Raw genomic sequence first — 22,989 nt, 5'->3', positions numbered from 1 at the left:
CCCCCCCCCCCCCCCCCCCCCCCCCCCCCCCCCCCCCCCCCCCCCCCCCCCCCCCCCCCCCCCCCCCCCCCCCCCCCCCCCCCCCCCCCCCCCTCTTCCGTGCGCCGATCAGGCGCCGATCTTCTGCTTCACCTGGGCCAACGACGGGTTGGTGAGCGTCGAGCCGTCCGGGAAGAGGACGGTCGGAACCGTCTGGTTGCCGCCGTTGGCCTTCTCCACGAACGCCGCCGACTCCGGGTCCTGCTCGATGTTGATCTCGGTGTACGCGATGCCCTCGCGGTCCATCTGGCTCTTCAGCCGGCGGCAGTAGCCGCACCACGTGGTGCTGTACATCGTCACAGTGCCCGGCATGTCTGTCGTGCTCCTTCGGTGGCTCGGGGTAGTCCTCGTACTGGGGGAACGTACTTGAACGCGCCGCCATTCCCGCCCGCCGCTCCCGCCGGCCGTTCCCGCGACTGCCGTCCCGGCGCGTTCCCGCGCGTCCCGGACGTGGGGTCCGCCACGTTGATATGACCGCACGGCCCTCCCTGTGGACAGCCGGCTCACCCGTCTCCGGCGACCTGGCAGCATGGCCGTGTGACAGCAGTGACGCACTCCTCCCTCTTCCCGCAGGTACCGGACTCGGCGGACGCGGTGCTCGACGGGCTCGACCCCGAGCAGCGCGCGGTGGCCACCGCGCTGCACGGTCCGGTGTGCGTGCTGGCGGGCGCCGGCACCGGCAAGACCCGGGCGATCACCCACCGGATCGCCTACGGGGTGCGCGCCGGCATCCTCCAGCCCTCCAGCGTGCTCGCCGTCACCTTCACCAACCGCGCCGCCGGGGAGATGCGCGGCCGGCTGCGCCAGCTCGGCGCCGTCGGCGTCCAGGCACGCACCTTCCACTCGGCGGCGCTGCGCCAGCTCCAGTACTTCTGGCCGAAAGCGATCGGCGGCGCCATGCCCCGGCTCGTCGACCGCAAGGTCCAGCTCGTCGCCGACGCGGCCGCCGCCTGCCGCATCCGGCTCGACCGGGGGGAGCTGAGGGACGTCACCGCCGAGATCGAGTGGTCGAAGGTCACCCAGACCGTTCCGGCCGACTACGCGGCGGCGGCCGCCAAGGCGGGCCGGGAGGCGCCCCGCGACCCCGCCGAGATCGCCCAGCTGTACTCCGCCTACGAGGACCTCAAGCGCGAGCGCGCCGTCATCGACTTCGAGGACGTGCTGCTGCTGACCGTCGCCGTCCTGCAGGACCGGCACGACGTCGCGGAGCAGGTCCGCGCCCAGTACCAGCACTTCGTGGTCGACGAGTACCAGGACGTCAGCCCGCTCCAGCAGCGCCTGCTGGAGCTGTGGCTCGGCGACCGGGAGAACCTGTGCGTGGTCGGCGACGCCAGCCAGACCATCTACTCGTTCACGGGCGCGACCCCCGACCACCTGCTCGACTTCCGCACCCGTCACCCCGGGGCCACCGTCGTCAAGCTGGTCCGCGACTACCGCTCGACCCCCCAGGTCGTCCGCCTGGCCAACGGCCTGCTCGCACAGGCCCGCGGCCGTGCCGCCGACCACCGGCTGGAACTCGTCTCCCAGCGGGCGGCGGGGCCCGAACCGGTGTTCACCGAGTACCCCGACGAACCCGCGGAGGCCGAGGGCGCGGCGCACCGCATCCGCGAGCTGATCGACTCCGGGGTGCCGGCGAGCGAGATCGCCGTCCTGTTCCGCACGAACTCCCAGTCCGAGACCTACGAGCAGGCCCTCGCCGACGCCGGGGTGCCCTACCAGCTGCGCGGTACCGAGCGGTTCTTCGACCGCCCCGAGGTGCGCAAGGCGGGGATCGCGCTGCGGGGAGCGGCCCGTTTCGGCGGCAACGACGCCCTGCTCGACGACGCCCCCGACCTGCCCTCCCAGGTGCGTGCCGTGCTGTCGGGCGAGGGCTGGACGCCCCAGCCGCCGGCCGGCTCGGGCGCGGTCCGGGAGCGCTGGGAGTCGCTCGCCGCCCTGGTGAACCTCGCCCAGGACTTCGCCGCCGCCCGGCCGGGCGCGACCCTCGCCGACCTCGTGGCCGAACTCGACGAGCGGGCCGGCGCCCAGCACGCCCCCACCGTGCAGGGCGTCACCCTCGCCTCCCTGCACTCGGCCAAGGGCCTGGAATGGGACGCCGTCTTCCTGGTCGGGGTGGCCGAGGGCATGATGCCGATCACCTACGCGAAGACCGACGAGCAGATGGAGGAGGAGCGCCGTCTCCTCTACGTCGGTGTCACCCGGGCCCGCGAGCACCTCCACCTCTCCTGGGCGCTCTCCCGTTCCCCCGGCGGTCGGCCGAACCGGCGTCCCAGCCGCTTCCTCGACGGCCTGCGTCCCGGTTCGAGCACCGCCGCCGGTCGCGGTGGCGCGGTCGGCGCGGGAGGCGTGGAGCGCGGTTTCCCCGGGGCCTTCTCCAGGACGGCGTCCGCCTCGGCCGTGCCGGACGGGAGGCGCAGACAGCGCAGCCCCGCCCGGTGCCGGGTCTGCGGCCGCACGCTGACCGACGCGGGCGAGATGAAGCTGATGCGCTGCGAGGACTGCCCCTCCGACATGGACGAGGGGCTTTACGAGCGGCTCCGTGCGTGGCGCGCCGGCCAGGCGCGGCGCAGCGGACAGCCCGCCTTCTGCGTCTTCACCGACAAGACGCTGATGGCCATCGCCGAGACGGTTCCCGAGGACGAGCACGGACTCGCCCGCATCCCGGGGGTGGGAATGCGCAAGCTGGGCCGCTACGGGGCGGACGTCCTGGCCATCTGCGCCGGCCGGGACATCGCCGGGGAGCAGGAACAGGACTGATCCGAACTCGTCGAAAAAATAGTTTGCGCATGCCCCGGCGATCCCCATAGGTTCTTAGGCACGGGAACGGAGGCCTTCTCGGAGGCCCTGATTCCGTGTTGTACTTGCACATCCGCCGGACTGGTTCGTCCCAGTCCCCGAAGCGCCGAGAGGAGGCGAGTCCAGTGATCAGCATCAACACCAGCTCCGTCGTCAAAATGACCGATCGCTCGGCCGTCTCCCTGTGCATGCTCGGCGCCTCGAACCAGGGCACCGGTCTGTCCGGCATTCGTGCCGCGCGCCCGGCGTCCCCCGTTGCTCTTCCGGCTCTTGCCGTCCGCGAGCGCGACGAGCGACCGACCGAGGCACTGGAAGCAGTAGTGGCACAGGCGCAGGCCTATGCCTTTGCGGCGGCCGGTGCCGGATTCCGGAAGCAGACGACGCAGCACCACCTGATGTGGGCCTTCCGTGGGCCAGAACCCTGGAGTGATCCAGCCTGACGTGATCAGGCCGGCGCCTTCAGGGCCGCGGAACCCCACCCGGGATCCGCGGCCCTTCTGTTTTCCCCGAACGGGGACGACGGACCGAAGGCGCCTCGGGACAAGAAAAGAACCCGGTACCAGCCGCCAACCCGGCCAACCGGCCGGACACGACCAGACGAGGAAGACGAACCGTGCAACTCGAAGCGCACGCCCCGTCCGTACCGCCTTCCGACACGATCCCCAAGCCCGGCTCCACGGAGGACCCGACCTTGACTCCGCTCACCGCGCTCACCGCGCTCGACGACGCCATCGAGAACCTCGGCGTACCCGTCCCGTGCCGCTCGTACGACCCGGAGGTCTTCTTCGCCGAGTCGCCGGCGGACGTCGAGTACGCCAAGTCCCTCTGCCGTACCTGCCCGCTGGTCGAGGCGTGCCTCGCCGGCGCCAAGGAGCGGCGCGAGCCCTGGGGCGTCTGGGGTGGCGAGCTGTTCGTCCAGGGAGTCGTCGTCGCCCGGAAGCGGCCGCGCGGCCGCCCGCGCAAGAACCCGGTCACGGCATGAACGCCCCAGGAACGATCGACCGCCCCCTCACGCACGACCCCCAGAAGCAGGCCCCGATGACGCCGTCCACCCACGAGCCCGCAGGCTCCGCGACCGAAGACTTCACCACCAGCGGTGCGAACGACTCGCGCCAGAACAGGACCCGAGAGATGCAACTCATCCCAGAAGCCATGGCTCGTGTGCATATGCACGAGCGATTGCAGGAGGCGCAGCGGGAGCACCGGGCGGTCCGCCTGGTGGCCGCTCGCCGGATGCAGCGCCGGGCCGAGCGCGCCTCCCGGCGCGCCCGCCGCGCGCTCGCCATGGCGGTCATGCAGTAACCGACTCCACCGGGAACCGACTCCACCGGAGCGGTGGTCCCCGCCCGGGGGTCGGACCCTTCTCCGCGGGGGCCGGGCCGTGTCAACGGCCCGGCCCCCGCGGCGCGTTGCCGCCGGGGCCGGCCCCCGCCGTCACGGCCGCGCGACGCGCTCCCGAGGCCGTCCGCGTGCGACCGGGGGCCGTCCGGGCCCGCGGAGGCGGCCGCGGCGGGCGGTTGAAGCACGGGTCACGCCCGGGCCGCCGGCTCCTCGGTCACCGGTTCCTCCGGGACGAAGCCCGGCAGCCACTCCTCGAGTTCGTCCCGCAGCCGCACCGTCGCGCCCAGCTGGCACAGCACACCGATGGTGCTCAGGGTCACCCGGTGGATCAGCAGGTAGGCCGGGGGCAGGTTGAGCTGCTTGCCCAACTGGTAGGCGGGCGAGCGGATGTCGGCGATGCGGGCCGCCTGGCTGCGCATCCAGCCGCGGGTGAAGGTGAACTCGTCGACCTGCGCCGGTTCGATGATCGGCAGCAGGTAGTCGAGGACCGCGTCGGGGTCCAGCTCCACGGTCTCCCGGATGAAGCCCTCCGCGCACAGCTTGTCGTAGACGGCCTCGGCCTCGCCGTCCAGAGTCATCCGCAGGGCCTCGCCGATGGGGGCGGGCAGTCCGCCCGGGAGCCGGTCGACCGTGCCGAAGTCCAGTACGCCGAGGCGCCAGTCCTCCTCGCCGTCCGGACCGCCGGGAAGCAGGCGGAAGTTGCCGGGGTGCGGGTCGGCGTGCAGCAGACCGGTGCGCGCGGGGCCGGAGAACAGGAAGCGGGCCAGGAGCTGACCGGCCCGGTCGCGCTGGGCCCCGGTGCCGTCCGCGATGACCTCCGCCAGCGGTATGCCGTCCATCCACTCGGTGACCAGCACCTGTTCGCCCTGGTGGACCACGTCCGGCACGACGACGTCGGGGTCGTCCGCGAACTCCTCGGCGTGGGCCCGCTGCGCCCGGGCCTCCAGGCCGTAGTCCAGCTCCTCCGAGACGCGGTCCTTGAGCTCCGCGATCAGCGGCTTGACGTCCATGCCGGGGATCAGCGGGCCCAGCAGGCGGGCGAAACGGCTCAGCTGGTTCAGGTCGGACAGCAGGGCCTCGCCGGCGCCGGGGTACTGCACCTTGACCGCCACCTCGCGGCCGTCGTGCCACACGCCGCGGTGCACCTGGCCGATCGAGGCCGCCGCGGACGGCTTGTCCTCGAACTCCAGGAACAGCTCCTGCCAGCCGTCGCCGAGCCGCTCCCGGAGCACCGCGTGGACGGTGCGGGTCGGCATGGGCGGGGCCGCCTCCTGGAGCTTGGTCAGCGCGGCGCGGTAGGGGCCGGCGACCTCCTCCGGGAGGGCGGACTCGAAGACCGACAGGGCCTGGCCGAACTTCATCGCGCCGCCCTTGAGCTCGCCGAGCACCTTGAAGAGCTGATCGGCGGTGCGCTGTTGCAGTTCGCGGCCGACGATCTCCGCGGACTCGCCCACGATCCGCTTGCCGAGTCCCCAGGTAGCCCGCCCGGCGAAGCCGAGCGGGAGCGCGGCCAGCTTGGCGGTCCGGGTGACCGCCTTCCGGGGAAGATCAGACATGCGCCCTCCAAGTCCCTGCCGGCCGCTTCGTGTCCGCCTCGCGGCGGTGCTCCTCCGACGGCCCGTGCCCGGCCATTGTCTCGTGCGGCCCCTCGTCCTCGGAGAGGTGTCCGGCCTCGTCTCCGTCACATCTGTCCGCCGCTCCGCAGGGGCACGCGGGATGCGCCCGGACCGGCCGGGCCCGCCAGTGCAGGCCGGGAACGGAGACCTCCCAGCGGGCACCCGCGCTGGAGGGGACCCCGCCGTCGAGGAAGGCGAGCGCGTGGGCGGCCGCCAGGGAGGCCACCGTCGTGGCGAGCGTCAGCCCGCACGCCCCCACCCGGCGCTGCCGCCCGGAACGCCACTGGGCGACCAGGCGCGGCCAGGCCGGGTCCCGGTCGGCGCGGTCCTCCTGGAGACAGCCCGCACAGCCCGTCTCGCCGGGCAGGACGAGCGGGCCGACCACTCCGGTCCCCTCCACGACGCCCGCGTACAGGTGGGGCGTGCCCGAGGCCAGGAGGGGTTCGGCGGCCGACGGGTCGGGGGCGTGCACGGCGACGTCGTCCCGCGGGGCGAGGACGACCAGGCAGAAACCGGGGGCGGCCTCCCCCGGCGGCGACTGGACGGCCCGGCGCGACGGCCGGCGCGGCGCGGCCCGGCGTGCGACGCGGCGGGCCGTCTCGTCCCTGCGGTCGCCGACGGCCTCGGCGGGCAGCCCGCCCGGCGCGACGTCCCACGGCTCGACCCGTCCGGTGTCGCGCACGTCGACCTCGCCCACTCCGGCCCCCGACAGCAGCGCCGCCAGCACCGCGCCGACCCGGCCCGCGCCCCTCACCTGCACCCGCATGCCGCCGCGCGCCGCCAGCCGCCCGAGCGCGCCGCCCGGTTCGGAGGCGGTCAGGGTCAGTGCGGCCAGGTCCGGGCGCAGCCGGTCGAGGGCCTGCCGTTCCTCGCGCAGGGCGTCGGCGTCCGGGCCGCCGCCCCGGGAGTCGTCCAGGAGCCCGGCCCGCGACAGCCGGCGCAGGAGCCGGTCGACGTGGCCGTCGGGCAGGCCCGTGCGCCGCCCCTCCTCGCGCAGGAGGCCGAGGCCGCGGGTGCCGTCGAGCAGGTCGAGGAGACCGCCCGTCGCCGTGTCCACCGGTCCCAGCGTCAGGGCGTGTGCCGGTGTCATCCCGAACTGCACGGTGTGGAGATCGCGCCATCCGCGCCTGAGCGCCGGCTTGACCATCGGATGCATGACAGACCCCCGTCGTCCCGGACCGTCCTGGTGTGCCGCGTGCTGTCCGGCCCGGGGCGGCTCGTGTCCCGGGCGGCACGTCCCAGCATGTCCGCACGGGCCGGTGGCCGCCGGAAGTTTTCCACAGGCGAGGTGATTCATCACATGAATCCGGCGCCCGGTGGGAGGATCATCATCGAACCGTCCCGGAGCCGGGACTTCCCCGGGTGCAGCGGGTACCGTCGGGACGTGCCCGCCGACCCACCGCACCGCGCCGCAACGTCACAGCGCAGCACGAGCCAGCCGACGAACGGCTCACGGGCGAGCGCGATCGAGGTCCGCAGGAGTGCCCGCCGCCGCAGGACGGTCTCCGCGTACCGCGAGGGCGATCGCACCGTCGTGCTCATCCCCGCCCGGATGTCCGAGGCGGAGGAGCAGCGCTGGGTGACCGTCATGCTCGACAAGCTGGCCGCCCAGGAGAGCAGGCGGACGCCCGGCGACACCGAGCTGGCCGAGCGCGCCCGGCGTCTGTCGGACCAGTACTTCGACGGCAGGGCCCGTCCCGCGTCGGTGCGCTGGGTGACCAACCAGAACACGCGCTGGGGCTCGTGCACCCCCTCCGAGGGCAGCATCCGCCTGTCGCACCGGCTCCAGGGCATGCCCGAGTACGTCGTCGACTACGTCCTGTGCCACGAGCTGGCGCACCTGCTGGTGCCCGGGCACGGGCCCCGCTTCTGGCGGCTGCTGGAGGCGTACCCGAGGACCGAGCGGGCCAGGGGCTACCTCGAAGGAGTGGCCGCGGCCGGGCGGCTGCCCCGTGTGCCGGCCGCCCACGAGGGGTGAGCCCGGCCGGGACGGGCTCACCGCGGGGCCGTGCGCGGCCGTGCGCGTTGTGTACCGGGTCTGTACCGACTGCCCGCACCGGCTTCGTCCGGTGTCGGAGGTTGCCGTTAGCCTGGCGCGACGCACTCGCATTCGGGATGGGGGACGGTCGTACGCATGGCCAGGGAATTCCAACGCGGCCACAAGGCCAGGATCAGTGACCTCACCGCCGGCACGGATCTGTACGTAGGCGTGCAGATCTCCGGGCCCGGACTGACCTTCGACATCAGCTGCTTCGGCCTGGACGCCGACGAGCGGCTCTCGGACGACCGGTACTTCGTCTTCTACAACCAGCCGAAGTCCCCCGAGGAGTCCATCCAGCTCCTGGGTGCGCAGGCCGGCGACACGGAGTCCTTCCGGGTGACGCTGGACCGGATCCCGCAGCGGATCAGGAAGCTGTCCTTCACGGCGACCATCGACGGCGCCGGCCAGATGTCGCAGATCGGCCCGGGGTACATCCGCATCGTCGCGGGCGGCGAGGAGGTGGCCCGGTACCCCTTCCACGGGTCGGAGTTCTCCACCGAGCGGGCCGTGATGCTGGGTGACTTCTACTTCAAGGACGTGTGGCGGTTCGCCGCCGTCGGACAGGGCTTCGACGGCGGGCTCGACGCGCTGCTGAGGAACTTCGGCGGCGAGGTGGCCGAGGACGAACCGGTCGCCCCGCAGCAGCCGCAGGCGGACGCGGCCGTGCCCGGTTTCGCGCCGCCCGCCCAGGCCGCCGCGCCGCCCGCGTTCGCCGTACCCGGCGCCGCTCCCGCGCCGGCTCCGGCTCCCGTGCCCGCTCCGGCCCCCGCGCCCCAGCCCGCCGCCCAGGGTTTCGCGCCCCCGCCGGGCGCCGTCCCGCCGCCGGTGCACACCGCGCCGACCATCGCCGCGCCCCTGCACACCCCGCCCGGCGGCTCCCCGGTGCCGCCCCCGCCCCCGGTCCCCGCGCCCCACGGCCGACCGGGACAGCACCCGCCGTACGGCGGGCCGCCCGTTCCGGGGCAGACCGCCCCGCCGCCCCCGGGCTACGCCGTCCCGCCGCAGGCGCCCCCGGCACCCGTCCCGCCTCCGGGGTACGGCGGGCCGACGCCCCCTCCGGGCTACGGCGGGCCGACGCCTCCCCCGGGCTACGGCCAGCCGCCGCCCGGACCGTTCCCGGGACAGCAGGCCCCCTACGGGGCGCCGCAGGGCGTTCCCCAGGGCGCCCCGCAGGGCGCGGGCGTGCTCGGCGCGCTCCAGCAGTTCAAGGAGACGCCCACCGGGCAGCGCTGGACGCAGCAGAACAAGAAGCTCGTCCGCGTCGACCTCGGTGTCGGCGGCCAGCCCGTCCTGGCCCGGCAGGGCAGCATGGTGCTCTACCAGGGCAAGGTCGACTTCGGCTACAAGGGCGCCGGTTTCACCGGCCGGGTCGTGGGCAACGCCACCGGCCAGGAGATGCAGCTGATGCGCTGCACCGGCCAGGGCCAGGTGTTCTTCGCCGAGGACGCCACGATGCTGCACCCGATCGAGCTCCAGGGTGACGCCGTGTGCGTCTCCGCCGAGAACGTCCTCGCCTTCGACGAGGGACTGCAGTACGAGGTCCGCCGCATCGAGGGGCACGGCATCCCCGGCGGCGCGCTGTTCACGATGCAGTTCCAGGGGATCGGCACCGTCGTGGTGAAGACGCACGGCGTGCCCGTGGTGCTGCCGGTCACACCCACCACGTTCGCCGACTGCAACGCGGTGGTCGCCTGGTCGGCCGCCTCCCAGGTGGTCGTCTCCAGCCAGGTGCGGATGCGCCGCAACTCCTACCCCGGCGACACGGGGGAGAGCGTCAACCTCCAGTTCCGGGGCGCACCCGGAAACTTCGTCGTCGTCCAGCCGTACGAGATCTAAGGGGAGCCCGTCATGAACCAGCCGCTCGCGGGCTTCGCCCCCGCCCCCGTCACCGCCCGCATGGAGAACCACGGCAACCACATGCTGAAGGTCGCCATGCGGACCGGGAACGACCTCCTCGCCCGCGTGGGGTCGATGGTCGCCTACGAGGGATTCGTCCAGTACGAGCCCAACCCGCCGGCCGTGCGCCAGATCGCCAAGGACTGGCTGACCGGCGAGGGCGCGCCCCTGATGAAGTGCTCCGGCGACGGCCTGCTCTACCTGGCCGACTACGGCGCGAACGTCGTCGTGATCAACCTCGACGGCGACGGCATCTCCGTCAACGCCACCAACCTGCTCGCCTTCGACGCGCACCTGACGTGGGGCGTGGAGCGGGTCAAGGGCCTGGCGAAGTTCGCCGGGCAGGGCCTGTGGAACACCAGGATCTCCGGGCAGGGCTGGGTCGCGCTGACCTCCCGCGGCAAGCCGATCGTCGTCGACTGCGGCGGCGGCGAGGACGAGACGTACGTCGACCCGGACGCCCTGGTCGCCTGGTCCCCGAACCTCAAGGTGAAGGGCAAGCGCAGCTTCCGGGCCCAGTCGCTGATCGGCCGCGGCAGCGGAGAGGCCTTCCAGATGGCCTTCTCCGGTCAGGGCATCGTCGTCGTCCAGCCCAGTGAGGACAGCACCGACCGCCTCCGGATCCGGGGCTGAGGGGGAGCAACCACACCATGCAGAGCCCGCTTTTCGCCCACCACGACCAACAGACCCAGGAACGCTGGAGCCTGCAGAACAAGCAGATGCTCCGGGTCGCCCTGGAGGGCCACGACGACATCCTGGCCCGTAAGGGGTCCATGGTCGCCTACCAGGGCATGGTCGAGTTCGACGCCGAGTTCCAGGGCAACGGCCAGGCGCGCACGCGCGCGCACACCGGCGAGGGCCTCGACCTCATGCGCTGCCACGGGCAGGGCACGGTCTACCTCGCCAACCTCGCCCAGCACATCCACCTCATGGAGGTGGACCAGGAAGGGCTGACGGTCGACAGCGGCTACGTGCTCGCGATGGACTCCTCGCTGCACCACGAGGTCATCGCCGTCGACAGCCTGTACGGCATCTCCGGCTCCGGGAAGTACCAGCTCAACATCACCGGCCGGGGGAGGGTCGCCCTGATGACCTCCGGCATGCCGCTGCTGCTGCAGGTGACGCCCGACAAGTACGTCAACTGCGACGCCGACGCGATCGTCGCCTGGTCCACCGCGCTGCGGGTGCAGATGCAGGCCCAGACGCACTCCTCCGGGGTGTGGCGGCGCCGCGGCAGCACCGGCGAGGGGTGGGAGCTCAGCTTCATGGGCAGCGGCTTCGTGCTGGTCCAGCCCAGCGAACTGCTGCCGCCGCAGAACGCCCAGATCGGCTCGGGCCTCGCCGCGCAGTACGGCATGGGCCAGCAGGGCGCCCGCGGCCGGAACCAGGGCAACGTCTGGAGCTGACCGGACGCGGACGACACCGGTCGAAGGGGGGCGGCCGCCCCCCTTCGACCGGTGCCTCAGGCGGCCAGTCTCCTCCGGGTCGCCTCGACCAGCCGCAGGACCGACGCGTCGGCCACGTCCGCGACCTCGTCGTACGGGAACCAGCGCAGGTCGAGCGACTCGTCGCTGATCGCGTGCGCGGCGTCCGGGGCGGCCAGGGCCGCGTACTGGACGTCGAAGTGCCAGTGGCAGGGCGGCGGGATCGGATGCCGGTCCAGGCGCACCGGCCCGCCCGGGAGGAGCGTCAGGCCCGCGATGCCGGACTCCTCCGCGGCCTCCCGCAGGGCCGCCGCCGCGAGCGAGGCGTCGCCCGGCTCGCAGTGCCCGCCCATCTGCAGCCACATGCGCAGCTTCCGGTGCAGGGTGAGCAGGACGCGGCCGCGCCCGGGGTCCACCACCAGGGCGCTCGCCGTGATGTGGCCCGCGCGGCAGGCCTTCCACATGCCGTCCGGATGCGCCGCGAGGTGGTCCAGGTAGGCCTGGCGCAGTTCGGACTGGTCCTCGTACCCCTTGAGCACGAGGACCGCGTCGTCGTACAGGCTCACGCGGTGCCGTCGCCCTCGCCCCGGCCGCCGTCCCGGTGCTCGCCCGCCCCGCCCCGGTCGTCCTCGTCGCCCTTGTCCTTCTTCCTGAGGTCGGGCTTGTCGGCCGCCTCGCCGAGCATCTTGTCCAGCTCGGAGAAGTCGATCTGCTCGCGGTGCACGAAGCCGTCCGGGTCGTCCAGGTCGGTGGCCGTGGGCAGCATGTCCGGATGGGCCCACAGGGCGTCCCGCCCGTCGACCCCGCGCGCGTCGGTGAGCGAGGCCCACAGGCGCGAGGCGTCGCGCAGCCGCCGCGGACGCAGCTCCAGACCGATCAGCGTGGCGAACGTCTGCTCCGCCGGGCCGCCCGAGGCACGGCGGCGGCGCAGCGTCTCGCGCAGCGCGTCGGCCGACGACAGCCGGGGCTTGGCCGCCGCGTGCACCACCGCGTCCACCCATCCCTCGACGAGCGCCAGCGCCGTCTCCAGACGGGCCAGGGCGGCCTTCTGCTCCGGCGTGTCCTCCGGCTGGAACATGCCCTGCTGCAGGGCCTCCTGCAGCTGCTCGGGGTTCTGCGGGTCGAACTGGCCGACCACGTCCTCCAGCTTGGCGGTGTCGACCTTGATCCCGCGCGCGTAGCCGTCGACCGCGCCGAACAGGTGCGAGCGCAGCCACGGGACGTGTGCGAACAGGCGCTGGTGGGCGGCCTCGCGCAGGGCGAGGTACAGCCGCACCTCCTCCTGGGAGACGCCCAGGTCCTTGCCGAACGTCTCGATGTTCAGCGGGAGCAGCGCCGCCCGCCCGGCCGGCCCGAGGGGCAGGCCGATGTCGGACGAGCCGACGACCTCACCGGCCAGCACGCCGACGGCCTGCCCGATCTGCGTGCCGAACATGGCGCCGCCCATGGAGCGCATCATGCCGATCAGCGGGCCGGCCATGGCCTGCATCTCCTCGGGCAGGACGTCGCCCATGGCGTTCCCGACGCGCTCGGCGACCGGGTCGACCAGTTCCTGCCAGGCCGGGAGGGTCGCCTCGACCCACTCCGCGCGGCTCCAGGCCACGGCGGAGTGCGCGCCCGACGGCAGGGAGGTGGCGGCGTCCAGCCACAGGTCGGCCAGGCGGACGGCCTCCTCGACGGCCTTGCGGTCGGCGGGGCCCACGCTCGCGTCCTTCGAACCGCCCGCGGTGCCCTGGGCGACCGTCTGGCGTGCGATCTGCTTGGCCATGTCCCAGTTCACCGGGCCGCCCTCGTAGGAGAGCATCTGGCCGAGCTGCTGGAACGCGGCACCCAGGTCGGTGGGGTTCAGCGACCCGAACATCGCGGCGAACGGATTGTCCGTGCCCGGACCGCCAAAGCCTCCGGCTCCGGGCATGCCGAAACCGAACGGGTTGGCCGGGCCCTGACCACCGCCGCCCTGCTGGTCCTTCTTCTTGCCCTCGTCGCCGTCGTCCGGCTCCTCCGGCGGAAGGCCGAATCCGAATGGGGTGTCACTCACGGGATTCCTCGGCTGGTAGGGCCGCCGGTTCTTTCCGGCGGCACGGCTGCCCGACAACACCACCCAGCGTAGACACCTGAGGCGGTTCGAGCCTCGGTGCTTCGCCGACAGAGGGCCTGCGGCAGGATGGATGCCACCTGGTACGCACGCGTGACTTGCGCTCGTACTGAAGACAACCGCTGGAGACGCCCGGTGAGTTCCCCAGATCCGCAGGTTCGCGCAGCGCGAAACAAGTCAGCCCGCCCGTCGCCCGGTCACGACCCCTCGACCACGGTGTCCCGCGCCGGCGGGACGGCCGCGAGGCGCGGCCCCGTCGTGGCGGTCACCGGCGCCGCGTCCGGCGTGGGCGCGCTGCTCACCGGGCGGCTCGCCGCCTCCGAGGAGATCAAGCAGGTCATCGCCATCGACGAGCGGCGCGGCGAGTGTGCCGAGGCCCGCTGGCACATCCTGGACGTGCGGGACCCGGCCATCGCCGACAAGCTGCGCGGGGCCGACGCGGTGGTGCACCTGGCGCTCGACCTCGACCTGGAGACCGACGCCGCGGCCCGCACCGCCTACAACGTACGGGGGACGCAGACCGTCCTGACGGCCGCGGCGGCGGCCGGCGTGCACCGCGTGGTGCTGTGCACCTCGACGATGGTCTACGGGGCGCTGCCCGACAACGAGCTGCCGCTGTCCGAGGACGCGGAGCTGCGGGCCACGGCGGAGGCCACGGGCGTCGGCGACCTCCTCGAGATCGAGCGGCTCGCGCGCCGGGCGCCGCGGGCGCATCCGGGACTCAATGTCACCGTCGTCCGCCCCGCCGTGCTGGTGGGAGGCACCGACACCGCGCTGACCAGGTACTTCGAGTCACCCCGGCTGCTCGTGGTGGCCGGATCGCGGCCCGCGTGGCAGTTCTGCCACGTCGATGACCTGTGCAGCGCCCTGGAGTACGCGGTGCTGGAGAAGGTCGACGGGGAGCTGGCCGTCGGCTGCGACGGATGGCTGGAGCAGGAGGAGGTCGAGGAGCTCACCGGGATCCGCCGGATGGAGCTTCCGTCGGCGGTGGCGCTGGGCGCCGCGGCCCGGCTGCACCGGATCGGGCTCACCCCTTCCCCGGCCGGGGACCTGGCGTACACGATGTACCCCTGGGTGGTGAGCGGGAGCCGGCTGCACGACGCCGGGTGGCGGCCCGCGTACACCAACGAGGAGGTGCTCGCGGAACTGCTGGAGGAGGTCTCCGGCAGGCACACGGTCGTCGGCCGGCGGCTGGGGCGCAAGGACGCGACGGCGGCGGGCGCCGCGGGCGCGACGGTGGCCCTGCTGGGCGCGGCGGCGGTGGTGCGGCGGGCCCGGCGGGCGCGGCGGCGGATCTGAGCAGCGGCGCCGGCGGGCCGGGATCCCCGGCCGGGGCCGGGCCGGCCCTCCCGCGCGGGCCCGCCGGGAGAGGGGCCGCACCGGCAGGGGCCGTGCGGCGGGTAATGACGTCGTTCCGCGTTGCCGCCGGCGTGCGGCACGATGGGGGCATGGCATCCACGCGCGATCACCCGGGCGAGCAGGCGGCGCAGGACCCGATCAAGCTGATCGGCATCCGTGACACACCGCTGTCGGTGGACGAGGTCTTCCGGGCGGTCGGGGAGGACGCGGCCGGCGGGACGGCATTGTTCGTGGGGACCGTGCGCAACCACGACGGCGGCACCGACGTCGACGGGCTCGGCTATTCGTGTCACCCCAGCGCCGAGGACGAGATGCGGCGGATCGCCGAGAAGGTCGTCGCCGAGTACCCCGTGCGGGCGCTGGCCGCCGTGCACCGGGTGGGCGACCTCGGGATCGGGGACCTGGCCGTCGTCGTCGGCGTGTCGTGCCCGCACCGGGCCGAGGCCTTCGAGGCGTGCCGGAAGCTGATCGACGACCTCAAGCGCGAGGTGCCCATCTGGAAGCACCAGAGGTTCTCGGACGGGACAGAAGAGTGGGTCGGCGCGTAGTGCCGTCATTGGGGGGTGGTGGTCGGGTGACGGGAGGGCGGGTCGGCGCGTAGTGCCGTCATTGGGGGGTGGTGGTCGGGTGACGGGAGGGCGGGTCGGCGCGTAGTGCCGTCATTGGGGGGTGGTGGTCGGGCGACGGGAGGGCGGGGCCGCTGGACCGGTGCGCCGTGGCCGGACCTTCCGGTTGCGTAACCGCCCCCCGGACGTGAGCGTTGTCACTGCGGATGGTTAATCTGCTGATCAGTCAGTCGCGGACGCTCATGGGGTTGGGAGGTCGGCATGGCGGCGCTCGCCTGGTTGCTGATTCCGCTTGTGGCTGCGATAGGCGCGGGGCTGTGGGGCAGCTGGGCCAACCGGACCCGCAAGGTGCGGAGCGACGGACCCGAACTCATCGGTTACGCCCGTTTCCGCGAGGCCATGGAAAGACCCCGATCGGGCGGCTGACGACCGGGAAACAGCAGGTCACGACGTACGACGTGCGCAGGGCCGCCCGTCCGGGCGGCCCTGACGGTGCGCTGACAGGCGTGTCCCGTACTGTCGAGACATGCCACGCCGCACCGCGACGATGCTCGCCTCCACCCTGATGCTGATCGCGCTCCTGTGCGCGGGGGTGTTCCTCCCCGTGCCGTACGCGGAGATGTCCCCGGGGCCGACGGTGAACACGCTGGGCGAGCACGACGGCGAGCCGGTGCTGCAGATCTCCGGGCGCAGGACGTACCCGACGGACGGCCACCTCAACATGACCACGGTGCGGGTCACCAGCGCCGACTACCGGATGAACCTCGTCGAGGCCGTCTACGGGTGGCTCGCGCACGACAACAAGGTCGTGCCGCACGACACCCTCTACCCCGACGGCAAGACGGAGGAGGAGTCCACCCAGGAGAACGCCGAGGAGTTCAGCCAGTCCCAGGAGAGCGCCAAGGTGGCGGCCCTGAAGGAGCTCGACGTCCCGGTGGAGTCCTGGGTGATCGTCTCGACGGTCGTCAAGGACTCCCCGGCCGAGGGCAAGCTGCACGCGGGCGACGTGATCAAGGCCGTGGACGGCAAGGCGGTGAAGGAGCCGGCCGACGTCGCCGAGCTGGTGACCGAGCACGAGCCGGGCGAGGACGTCGTCTTCACGATCGTGCCCGCCGAGGAGCAGGCCGCCGCCGAGAAGGGGAACCGGGCGGCGACGAGGACCGAGAAGGTCACGATCACCACCACGACCTCCGACGACGCCGGTGAGGAGCGGGCCGTCGTCGGGATCTCCGCGGGGACCGACCACACCTTCCCGTTCACCGTCGACATCAAGCTCGCCGACGTCGGCGGGCCGAGCGCGGGCCTGATGTTCGCGCTCGGCATCTACGACAAGCTCACTCCGGGCAGCCTGACCGGCGGCGCGTTCGTCGCCGGTACCGGCACGATCGACGACGACGGCACGGTCGGGCAGATCGGCGGCATCGAGATGAAGACGGTCGGCGCGCGCAGCAAGGGCGCCCAGTACTTCCTCACGCCCGCCGACAACTGCGCGGCGGCCGCCAAGGACACGCCCGAGGGCCTCACCCTCGTGAAGGTGAAGACCATGCGCGACGCCCTGGACGCCCTGGCGGACATCCGCTCCGGCGACACCGCCGACCTGCCCAGGTGCACGGCCTCCTGACCGGCGGCCCGCCGACCGGGGCGGCTACTCCTCGAACGTCGCCGCCAGGGCCTCGGCCAGGCCCGGGACCAGTCCGGAGCCGGTGAGGACCTCGGTGGGGGAGTCCTTCTCGCGCAGCCGCAGCGCCGACTCGCGGGCCCCGTCGCGCAGCACCGCGACCGTCATGCGGACCTCCTGGCGCTCCGGGTGCGCGGCCACCCACTTCGTCAGCGCGGCCTCGTCCAGGTCCCCGGGGACCTCGGCCTCCGCGGACGGCGGCAGCATCAGCCGCTCCACGGTCAGGGCGCAGCCGGCCACCGCGTCGGGCCAGGCGATGGTGCCCAGGAACTCGTCCAGCGGCCTGCCCGTTGGAATCTCGTCCTGCTCGATCGGGGTGAGAGCGGTCGCTCCCTGCTCGCCGTCCAGACCGAGCCGGTCCGCGAGGGAGGGTTGTTCGGAGCGCAGCCGGGCGGTGTCTACGAGGGCGAAGAGACGGGCGGGCTGGTCCCAGCCGAGGCCGGAGACGTACTCGTCGATCTCGAGCACGGCCCGGGTGAGCGGGCTCGCCGCCATGGGTGTGTTGGACATGGTCACAATCCTCTCTCGTTCCTGGCCGGAATCGGGAACCGAGTAAAGGGTGAGTAAGTTGCATAGGTGGGGCCCCGCTGCCACGGGGGTCCCACCCGGTCCACGGAAAACGCGGGCCTGACGAATCAACAGCGAACTTCGAGGTGCCTACCTTGGCTTTCCAGATGCCGGACCGCGGCGGAGGCCCGACAGGGCCACGGATCAGAGTGGGCCGCCCGTCCCGGCGGGTCCGGACCCTGCTCATGACACTGGGCGTCCTGGCCGTCCTCGGCATGGTGTTCACCATGTTCGCGGGGTTCTGGACCGACTGGCTGTGGTATCGGTCGGTCGACTACTCGTCGGTGTTCACGACGACCCTGTGGACCAAGATCGGGCTTTTCTTCGTCTTCGGTCTGCTGATGGCCTTCGCGGTCGGCTTCAACGTCTGGCTGGCGCACCGGATGCGGCCGCCGCTGAGCGCCATGTCGATGGAGCAGCAGAACCTCGACCGGTACCGGATGGGCATCGCCCCGTACAAGAAGTGGCTGCTGCTCGGCATCACCGCGCTGGTGGGCCTGATCGCCGGCGCCTCGGCGTCGAGCCAGTGGCGGACCTGGCTGATGTGGGTCAACGGCGTGCCCTTCGGGCAGAAGGACCCGCAGTTCAAGCTCGACGTCTCCTTCTACGCCTTCGACCTGCCCTGGTACCGGTTCATGCTGGGCTTCGGCTTCGCCGCGGCGATCCTGTCGCTGATCGCCGCCGCGCTCACCCACTACCTGTACGGCGGGCTGCGCCTCACCAGCCCGGGGGCGCGCGCCACCGCCGCGGCCACCGGGCACCTGTCGGTGCTCCTCGGCGTCTTCGTCGCGCTGAAGGCGGTCGCGTACTGGCTCGACCGGTACGGACTCGCGGTCAAGTCCAGCGACTTCAAGGCCACCGACAACTGGACGGGCCTCAGGTACGTGGACGCCAACGCCTACCTGCCGGCCAAGACGATCCTGTTCTGCATCGCCGTGATCTGCGCGCTGCTGTTCTTCGCCACCCTGTGGCGGCGCACCTGGCAGCTGCCCGTGATCGGCTTCGGCCTGATGGTGCTGTCGGCCGTCCTCATCGGCGGCCTGTACCCGGCGATCGTGCAGAAGTTCCAGGTCCAGCCGAACGAGCAGGCCAAGGAGGCGCCGTACGTCGAGAAGAACCTCAAGGCCACGCGTGAGGCCTACGGCATCGACGACTCCAAGGTCAGCGACTACCCGGGCACGGTCCAGACCGAGGACAAGACCCAGCTGCGGGACGACGTCGCCGACGCGGCGAGCATCCGCATCATGGACCCGAACGTCGTCTCGCCGACGTTCCAGCAGCTCCAGCAGATCAGGAACTACTACGCGTTCCCGACCAACCTGGATGTCGACCGGTACAGCAAGGACGGCAAGGAGCAGGACACGGTCATCGGTCTGCGCGAGCTGAACTACGACGGCATCCCCAAGCGGAACTGGATCAACGACCACTTCCGGTACACGCACGGATACGGTGTCGTCGCCGCCGAGGGCACCAGCGCCGACTCCGGCGGCCGTCCGGTGTTCACCGAGTCCGACCTGCCTTCGAAGGGCGATCTCGGGGAGTACGAGCAGCGCGTCTACTACGGCGAGCGGACGACCACGTACTCGATCGTCGGCGGTCCCCAGAAGGAGATCGACTACTCCGACGACAGCGGCGAGAAGACGTACAGCTACCAGGGCGACAGCGGTGTCAACCTGGCCAACCCGGTCAACCGGGCCGCCTACGCGGTCGCCTTCAGCGAGCCGCAGATCCTGTACTCCGGCGCGATCGGCGAGGGCTCGCGGATCCTGTACAACCGCACGCCCAAGGAGCGCGTCGAGGCGGTCGCCCCGTGGCTGACCATCGACGGCGACGCCTACCCGGCGGTCGTGGACGGCCGGATCCAGTGGATCGTCGACGCCTACACGACCAGCAACGGCTACCCGTACGCGTCGCGGACGACCCTCGGCGACACGACGGCCGACTCGCTGACCGCCACCAACGACCAGCGGACGGTGGTGGCCCAGCAGAACCAGGTCAACTACATCCGCAACTCGGTGAAGGCGACCGTCGACGCGTACAGCGGCGAGGTCAAGCTCTACCAGTGGGACACCAAGGACCCCGTCCTGAAGACGTGGATGAAGGCGTTCCCGGACACGGTGGAGCCGAGGAGCGAGATCTCCGAGAACCTGATGGCCCACCTGCGCTACCCGCAGGACCTGTTCAAGGTGCAGCGCGAACTGCTCACCCGCTACCACGTGAAGGACGCCACGACGTTCCTCAGCGGCAGCGAGGTGTGGCAGGTGCCGGCCGACCCGACCAACAAGACGGGCGACGCGGTACCTCCGTACTACCTGAGCATGAAGATGCCCGATCAGCAGGAGCAGACCTTCTCGCTCACCACGACGTTCACCCCGAACGGCCGTGACAACCTCAGTGCCTTCATGGCGGTGAACGCCGATCCGGGCACGGAGGACTACGGCAAGATCAGAATCCTGAAACTGCCGACGAGCACCACGGTCGCCGGACCGAAGCAGGTCCAGAGCCAGTTCAACTCCCAGCAGGACATCGCCGAGACGATCCGGCTGCTGAGGGGCGGCGACTCCGAGGTGGAGTACGGCAACCTGCTGACCGTCCCCCTCGACGGAGGACTGCTGTACGTGGAGCCGGTCTACGTGCGCGGTGGCGGGCTCAAGTACCCGCTGCTGCGGAAGGTCCTGGTGACCTACGGAGGCCAGACCGCCTTCGAGGACACCCTCGAGCAGGCCCTGGACAAGGTCTTCGGAGGGGAGGGCACGCCCACCGATCCGCCGACCGGCGAGGACGAGGGCACCGGCGAGGACGAGGGCACGCCGCCGCCGCCGACGTCGGACAACCCCACGGTCCAGGAGGCGCTGGAGGAGGCCCAGAAGGCCTTCGAGGCCGGTCAGGAGGCCCTGAAGAACAACGACTGGGAGGCCTACGGCCGGGCGCAGGAGGACCTGGAGAACGCGCTGCGCAGGGCTGAGGAGGCCCAGTCGGCCGAAGGGGGCGGCGCAGGCGGCGGGGGCGGCAGCCCCGGTCCGGAGGCGAGCCCGAGCAGTTAGCGAGCAGGCCGGTCGAACGTTCCGCCCCGCGCCGTGCTACGGTTGTCACACAACGGCGCGGGGTGGAGCAGCTCGGTAGCTCGCTGGGCTCATAACCCAGAGGTCGCAGGTTCAAATCCTGTCCCCGCTACTGAAGTCGCGAAGTCGGCGACGGCAAAGGCCCGGATTCCGCAAGGAATCCGGGCCTTTGTGGTGTGCGAACGCATGTACCCGGGGCAGGCGACGGCCGTGCCGTCGACGGGAGTTGGGGGATCTGTGTTTGACTTGTCTCTCTGTGGGCATGTCGACAAAACGCTGAAGTGACCTCACTGACTGCGGTATACCAGGTGTACCCAGGTTGCAGGTGGTGCGACGATGGACGTTATGGGGGACAAGGCAACTCTGTACGGGACAGGGCGTTTTGTGCAGGCCTCCGTTCGGGAGGAACCCCGCGACGAGACGGGGGAAGCCGCCGACGAGGCGGCCGAGGAGCTGCGCCAGAGACTCGCCGCGGAGGCCGGCGACGTCGAGGCGATGAGCATCCTCGGCGCCATGCTGCTGCGCCGCGGTGATCTCGACGGAGCCGAACCCCACCTGCGGGCCGCCACCGCCGCGGGTGATCGCGCCGCCGCCAACAACCTGGGCGTCCTCCTGCACCAGCGGGGCTACGCCGACGAGGCCGCCGGATGGTGGCGGATCGCCGCCGTCGCGGGCTCCGCCGCCGCGGCGCACGCCCTCGGCCGCCACCACCGCGAGCGCGGCGACGAACCCGCCGCCGAGTACTGGCTGCGCCAGTCCGCCGAGCAGGGCCACACCCTCGGTGCGTACGCCCTCGCCGACCTGCTGGAACACCGCGGGGACGCGGACGGCACCGAGCGCTGGATGCGGGCCGCCGCCGAGCGGGGACACCGGGAGGCCGCGTACCGGCTGGCACGGGCACTGGACCGCAGGGCCGCGCGGCAGGCCGACGACCGCCGCGCACCGTCGGCGGACGAGGCCGAGCAGTGGTACCGGCAGGCCGCCGCGCGCGGGCACCGCAGGGCCGCGCTGCACCTCGGGGCGATCCTGGAGCGGCGCGGCGAGCTCAAGGAGGCCGGCCGCTGGTACCTGACCTCCGCCAAGGACGGCGAGGCGCGGGCGGCCTGCGCGCTCGGCTTCCTGCTGCGCGACGCGGGAGACTCCGAGAACGCCGCCGTGTGGTGGCTGCGGGCCGCGCAGGACGGCGACGGCAACGCCGCCAACGCGCTGGGCGCGCTGCACGCCGAGCGCGGCGAGACCCAGACCGCGGAGCGCTGGTACCGGGCGGCGATGGACGCCGGCGATGTGAACGGCGCGTACAACCTCGGGCTGCTCTGCGCCGAGCAGGGCCGGACCCAGCAGGCCGAGCAGTGGTACCGCCGGGCCGCCTACGCCGGCCACCGCGAGGCGGCCAACGCCCTGGCGATCCTGCTGCTGCGGGCCGGCGACGAGACGGGCGCGGAGCCGTGGTTCTCCAAGGCCGCGGAGGCGGGCAGCGTGGACGCCGCCTTCAACCTCGGCATCCTGCACGCCGGCCGGGGCGAGGAGGACGCCGCGCTGCGCTGGTACGAGCGGGCGGCGGCCGCCGGGCACACCGAGGCGGCGCTCCAGGTCGGCATGGCGAGGCTGCGGGACGGCGACGAGGGCGAGGCGGAGCGCTTCCTGCGGTGCGCGGCGGGCGGCGGGAGCGCGGAGGCCGCGTACCGCCTGGCGGCGGTGCTGGACGCCCGCAGGCCGCCCGAGCCCGCGCACGAGCTGGGGGAGCCGGTGCACCGGCGGAGCGAGTGCGAGGAGTGGTACGAGCGCGCGGCCTCCCAGGGCCACCGCCGGGCGCAGGTGCGCGTCGGCATGCTCGCCGCGGCCCGCGGTGACGTGGTCGAGGCGGCCCGCTGGTACCGCGAGGCGGCCGAGGCCGGCTCCCGCAACGGCGCCTTCAACCTGGGCCTGCTGCTGGCCAGGGAGGGCAGCGAGCCGGAGGCGGTCGTCTGGTGGACCCGTGCGGCCGACGCCGGGCACGGCCGGGCGGCGCTGCGCCTCGCGCTGGTCTACGCACGGCGAGGCGAGCTCGCCGAGGGCCAGCGCTGGGCCGACCGCGCGGCGGCCCTGGGCCCCGAGGCGGTCAGGGAGCGCGCCACGCGCCTCCGTGACGCCCTGCGCCAGGAACTGTCGGCCTGACCCGGGCCGCGGCACCGCCCGTCCGGCGGGTGGCGGCGCGGCCCCGGCCCGCCCCTGCGGTGCGGCACGGGCCCGGGGCCGGGCGGCGGTGGCCCGCGGAAAGCGATTTGCTTCTGTTCGGTCCCTTGACGTAACGTTGCATTCATCGACGCGGGGTGGAGCAGCTCGGTAGCTCGCTGGGCTCATAACCCAGAGGTCGCAGGTTCAAATCCTGTCCCCGCTACTGAAGGCCGAGGGCCGGAATCCGAAGGGATTCCGGCCCTCGGTGCGTTGGCCCGCCCCTCCGTCGCGGCGCGCGTCCCTCGCCGAGCGGTGGGCCGGGGGGCGGGCCGGCACACGACGAGAGCCCCGGCAC

The 22,989-nt window shown here is 72.7% G+C and carries 20 protein-coding genes and 2 tRNA genes; 16 read left to right on the top strand and 6 right to left on the bottom strand.

Translation table 11 applies throughout. From position 1 onward, the window contains the following. Window positions 1-108: 108 nt before the first annotated feature. Window positions 109-351: a mycoredoxin gene (locus ACZ56B_RS13855; RefSeq protein WP_004983675.1), complete on the bottom strand. Its 243-nt coding sequence runs from the start codon at window positions 349-351 to the stop codon at window positions 109-111. Window positions 352-576: 225 nt separating this feature from the next. Between ACZ56B_RS13855 and ACZ56B_RS13850 the strand changes: the two genes are divergently transcribed. From ACZ56B_RS13850 to ACZ56B_RS13835, 4 genes are all read left to right on the top strand, one after another. Further along, on the top strand, window positions 577-2,796 hold the full coding sequence (locus tag ACZ56B_RS13850) for an ATP-dependent DNA helicase UvrD2 (RefSeq protein ID WP_468789535.1): 2,220 nt from the start codon (window positions 577-579) through the stop codon (window positions 2,794-2,796). A gap of 164 nt (window positions 2,797-2,960) precedes the next feature. Continuing rightward, the gene (locus tag ACZ56B_RS13845; protein WP_468789533.1) at window positions 2,961-3,275 is read left to right on the top strand and encodes a hypothetical protein; all 315 of its coding nucleotides are present in this window, start codon (window positions 2,961-2,963) and stop codon (window positions 3,273-3,275) included. Window positions 3,276-3,448: 173 nt separating this feature from the next. Further along, a complete protein-coding gene (locus ACZ56B_RS13840) occupies window positions 3,449-3,817 on the top strand; it encodes a WhiB family transcriptional regulator (RefSeq protein WP_004983671.1) in 369 nt (122 codons plus the stop codon). Further along, window positions 3,814-4,137, top strand: coding sequence for a hypothetical protein (locus ACZ56B_RS13835; RefSeq protein ID WP_468789531.1), 324 nt, complete (start codon window positions 3,814-3,816; stop codon window positions 4,135-4,137). Before ACZ56B_RS13840 ends, ACZ56B_RS13835 begins: the two co-directional genes overlap by 4 nt. A gap of 227 nt (window positions 4,138-4,364) precedes the next feature. On the opposite strand, the gene ACZ56B_RS13830 is transcribed toward ACZ56B_RS13835, so the two are convergent. After that, the gene (locus ACZ56B_RS13830; protein ID WP_468789529.1) at window positions 4,365-5,732 is read right to left on the bottom strand and encodes an ABC1 kinase family protein; all 1,368 of its coding nucleotides are present in this window, start codon (window positions 5,730-5,732) and stop codon (window positions 4,365-4,367) included. Continuing rightward, complete coding sequence (locus ACZ56B_RS13825) at window positions 5,725-6,948, bottom strand: TOMM precursor leader peptide-binding protein (protein WP_468789527.1); 1,224 nt, start codon at window positions 6,946-6,948, stop codon at window positions 5,725-5,727. Before ACZ56B_RS13825 ends, ACZ56B_RS13830 begins: the two co-directional genes overlap by 8 nt. A gap of 228 nt (window positions 6,949-7,176) precedes the next feature. Here ACZ56B_RS13825 and ACZ56B_RS13820 point away from each other — a divergent pair, with 228 nt between their 5' ends. From ACZ56B_RS13820 to ACZ56B_RS13805, 4 genes are all read left to right on the top strand, one after another. Next, window positions 7,177-7,770: a M48 metallopeptidase family protein gene (locus ACZ56B_RS13820; RefSeq protein ID WP_468789525.1), complete on the top strand. Its 594-nt coding sequence runs from the start codon at window positions 7,177-7,179 to the stop codon at window positions 7,768-7,770. A 156-nt stretch (window positions 7,771-7,926) separates the two neighbouring features. Continuing rightward, on the top strand, window positions 7,927-9,669 hold the full coding sequence (locus ACZ56B_RS13815; RefSeq protein WP_468789523.1) for a TerD family protein: 1,743 nt from the start codon (window positions 7,927-7,929) through the stop codon (window positions 9,667-9,669). Window positions 9,670-9,681: 12 nt separating this feature from the next. Beyond that, window positions 9,682-10,362 carry an AIM24 family protein gene (locus ACZ56B_RS13810; RefSeq protein WP_468789521.1) on the top strand — a complete coding sequence of 227 codons (681 nt, stop codon included), beginning with the start codon at window positions 9,682-9,684 and terminating at the stop codon, window positions 10,360-10,362. Window positions 10,363-10,379: 17 nt separating this feature from the next. Next, entirely contained in the window at window positions 10,380-11,135 is a 756-nt protein-coding gene (locus ACZ56B_RS13805; RefSeq protein WP_468789519.1) for an AIM24 family protein, read from the top strand. 56 nt (window positions 11,136-11,191) lie between these two features. Here the strand turns inward: ACZ56B_RS13805 and ACZ56B_RS13800 are convergent, their stop codons facing one another. Further along, on the bottom strand, window positions 11,192-11,719 hold the full coding sequence (locus ACZ56B_RS13800; protein ID WP_468789517.1) for an NUDIX hydrolase: 528 nt from the start codon (window positions 11,717-11,719) through the stop codon (window positions 11,192-11,194). Continuing rightward, a complete protein-coding gene (locus ACZ56B_RS13795; RefSeq protein WP_468789515.1) occupies window positions 11,716-13,191 on the bottom strand; it encodes a zinc-dependent metalloprotease in 1,476 nt (491 codons plus the stop codon). The genes ACZ56B_RS13800 and ACZ56B_RS13795 overlap by 4 nt, the downstream gene beginning before the upstream one ends. Before the next feature lie 192 nt (window positions 13,192-13,383). Between ACZ56B_RS13795 and ACZ56B_RS13790 the strand changes: the two genes are divergently transcribed. From ACZ56B_RS13790 to ACZ56B_RS13775, 4 genes are all read left to right on the top strand, one after another. Beyond that, window positions 13,384-14,547, top strand: a complete 1,164-nt coding sequence (locus tag ACZ56B_RS13790) for an SDR family oxidoreductase (protein WP_468789513.1) — start codon at window positions 13,384-13,386, stop codon at window positions 14,545-14,547. Between the two features lie 149 nt (window positions 14,548-14,696). Then, the gene (locus ACZ56B_RS13785; RefSeq protein ID WP_468789511.1) at window positions 14,697-15,155 is read left to right on the top strand and encodes a molybdenum cofactor biosynthesis protein MoaE; all 459 of its coding nucleotides are present in this window, start codon (window positions 14,697-14,699) and stop codon (window positions 15,153-15,155) included. A gap of 279 nt (window positions 15,156-15,434) precedes the next feature. After that, entirely contained in the window at window positions 15,435-15,599 is a 165-nt protein-coding gene (locus ACZ56B_RS13780) for a hypothetical protein (RefSeq protein ID WP_167531740.1), read from the top strand. A 100-nt stretch (window positions 15,600-15,699) separates the two neighbouring features. After that, on the top strand, window positions 15,700-16,794 hold the full coding sequence (locus ACZ56B_RS13775; RefSeq protein WP_468789509.1) for a YlbL family protein: 1,095 nt from the start codon (window positions 15,700-15,702) through the stop codon (window positions 16,792-16,794). Between the two features lie 24 nt (window positions 16,795-16,818). Here ACZ56B_RS13775 and ACZ56B_RS13770 read toward each other — a convergent pair whose 3' ends face one another. Next, complete coding sequence (locus tag ACZ56B_RS13770) at window positions 16,819-17,361, bottom strand: PPA1309 family protein (RefSeq protein WP_468789507.1); 543 nt, start codon at window positions 17,359-17,361, stop codon at window positions 16,819-16,821. Window positions 17,362-17,525: 164 nt separating this feature from the next. On the opposite strand from ACZ56B_RS13770, the gene ACZ56B_RS13765 reads away from it, so the two are divergent. The 4 genes from ACZ56B_RS13765 to ACZ56B_RS13750 all read left to right on the top strand — a co-directional run bounded on the left by ACZ56B_RS13765 (window position 17,526) and on the right by ACZ56B_RS13750 (window position 22,857). Continuing rightward, window positions 17,526-20,462 carry a UPF0182 family membrane protein gene (locus ACZ56B_RS13765; protein ID WP_468789547.1) on the top strand — a complete coding sequence of 979 codons (2,937 nt, stop codon included), beginning with the start codon at window positions 17,526-17,528 and terminating at the stop codon, window positions 20,460-20,462. A 56-nt stretch (window positions 20,463-20,518) separates the two neighbouring features. After that, window positions 20,519-20,592 (top strand) — tRNA-Met (locus tag ACZ56B_RS13760). A gap of 224 nt (window positions 20,593-20,816) precedes the next feature. Then, complete coding sequence (locus tag ACZ56B_RS13755) at window positions 20,817-22,634, top strand: tetratricopeptide repeat protein (protein WP_468789505.1); 1,818 nt, start codon at window positions 20,817-20,819, stop codon at window positions 22,632-22,634. A 149-nt stretch (window positions 22,635-22,783) separates the two neighbouring features. After that, window positions 22,784-22,857, top strand: a tRNA-Met gene (locus ACZ56B_RS13750). Window positions 22,858-22,989 lie beyond the last annotated feature (132 nt).

It is taken from the genome of Streptomyces sp. NPDC034670 (genome assembly GCF_055574875.1).
The sequence above is the reverse complement of the archived record's forward strand: the minus strand, read 5'-3'. Positions and strand labels throughout refer to the sequence as shown.

What these genes read in the sequence shown, in the direction of transcription:
- ACZ56B_RS13755 (WP_468789505.1), top strand. Translation starts at nt 20,817, where the DNA reads ATGGACGTTATGGGGGACAAGGCAACTCTGTACGGGACAGGGCGTTTT.
- ACZ56B_RS13835 (WP_468789531.1), top strand. Translation starts at nt 3,814, where the DNA reads ATGAACGCCCCAGGAACGATCGACCGCCCCCTCACGCACGACCCCCAG.
- ACZ56B_RS13780 (WP_167531740.1), top strand. Translation starts at nt 15,435, where the DNA reads ATGGCGGCGCTCGCCTGGTTGCTGATTCCGCTTGTGGCTGCGATAGGC.
- ACZ56B_RS13825 (WP_468789527.1), bottom strand. Translation starts at nt 6,948, where the DNA reads ATGCATCCGATGGTCAAGCCGGCGCTCAGGCGCGGATGGCGCGATCTC.
- ACZ56B_RS13810 (WP_468789521.1), top strand. Translation starts at nt 9,682, where the DNA reads ATGAACCAGCCGCTCGCGGGCTTCGCCCCCGCCCCCGTCACCGCCCGC.
- ACZ56B_RS13815 (WP_468789523.1), top strand. Translation starts at nt 7,927, where the DNA reads ATGGCCAGGGAATTCCAACGCGGCCACAAGGCCAGGATCAGTGACCTC.
- ACZ56B_RS13830 (WP_468789529.1), bottom strand. Translation starts at nt 5,732, where the DNA reads ATGTCTGATCTTCCCCGGAAGGCGGTCACCCGGACCGCCAAGCTGGCC.
- ACZ56B_RS13785 (WP_468789511.1), top strand. Translation starts at nt 14,697, where the DNA reads ATGGCATCCACGCGCGATCACCCGGGCGAGCAGGCGGCGCAGGACCCG.
- ACZ56B_RS13805 (WP_468789519.1), top strand. Translation starts at nt 10,380, where the DNA reads ATGCAGAGCCCGCTTTTCGCCCACCACGACCAACAGACCCAGGAACGC.
- ACZ56B_RS13770 (WP_468789507.1), bottom strand. Translation starts at nt 17,361, where the DNA reads ATGTCCAACACACCCATGGCGGCGAGCCCGCTCACCCGGGCCGTGCTC.
- ACZ56B_RS13775 (WP_468789509.1), top strand. Translation starts at nt 15,700, where the DNA reads ATGCCACGCCGCACCGCGACGATGCTCGCCTCCACCCTGATGCTGATC.
- ACZ56B_RS13765 (WP_468789547.1), top strand. Translation starts at nt 17,526, where the DNA reads ATGCCGGACCGCGGCGGAGGCCCGACAGGGCCACGGATCAGAGTGGGC.
- ACZ56B_RS13855 (WP_004983675.1), bottom strand. Translation starts at nt 351, where the DNA reads ATGCCGGGCACTGTGACGATGTACAGCACCACGTGGTGCGGCTACTGC.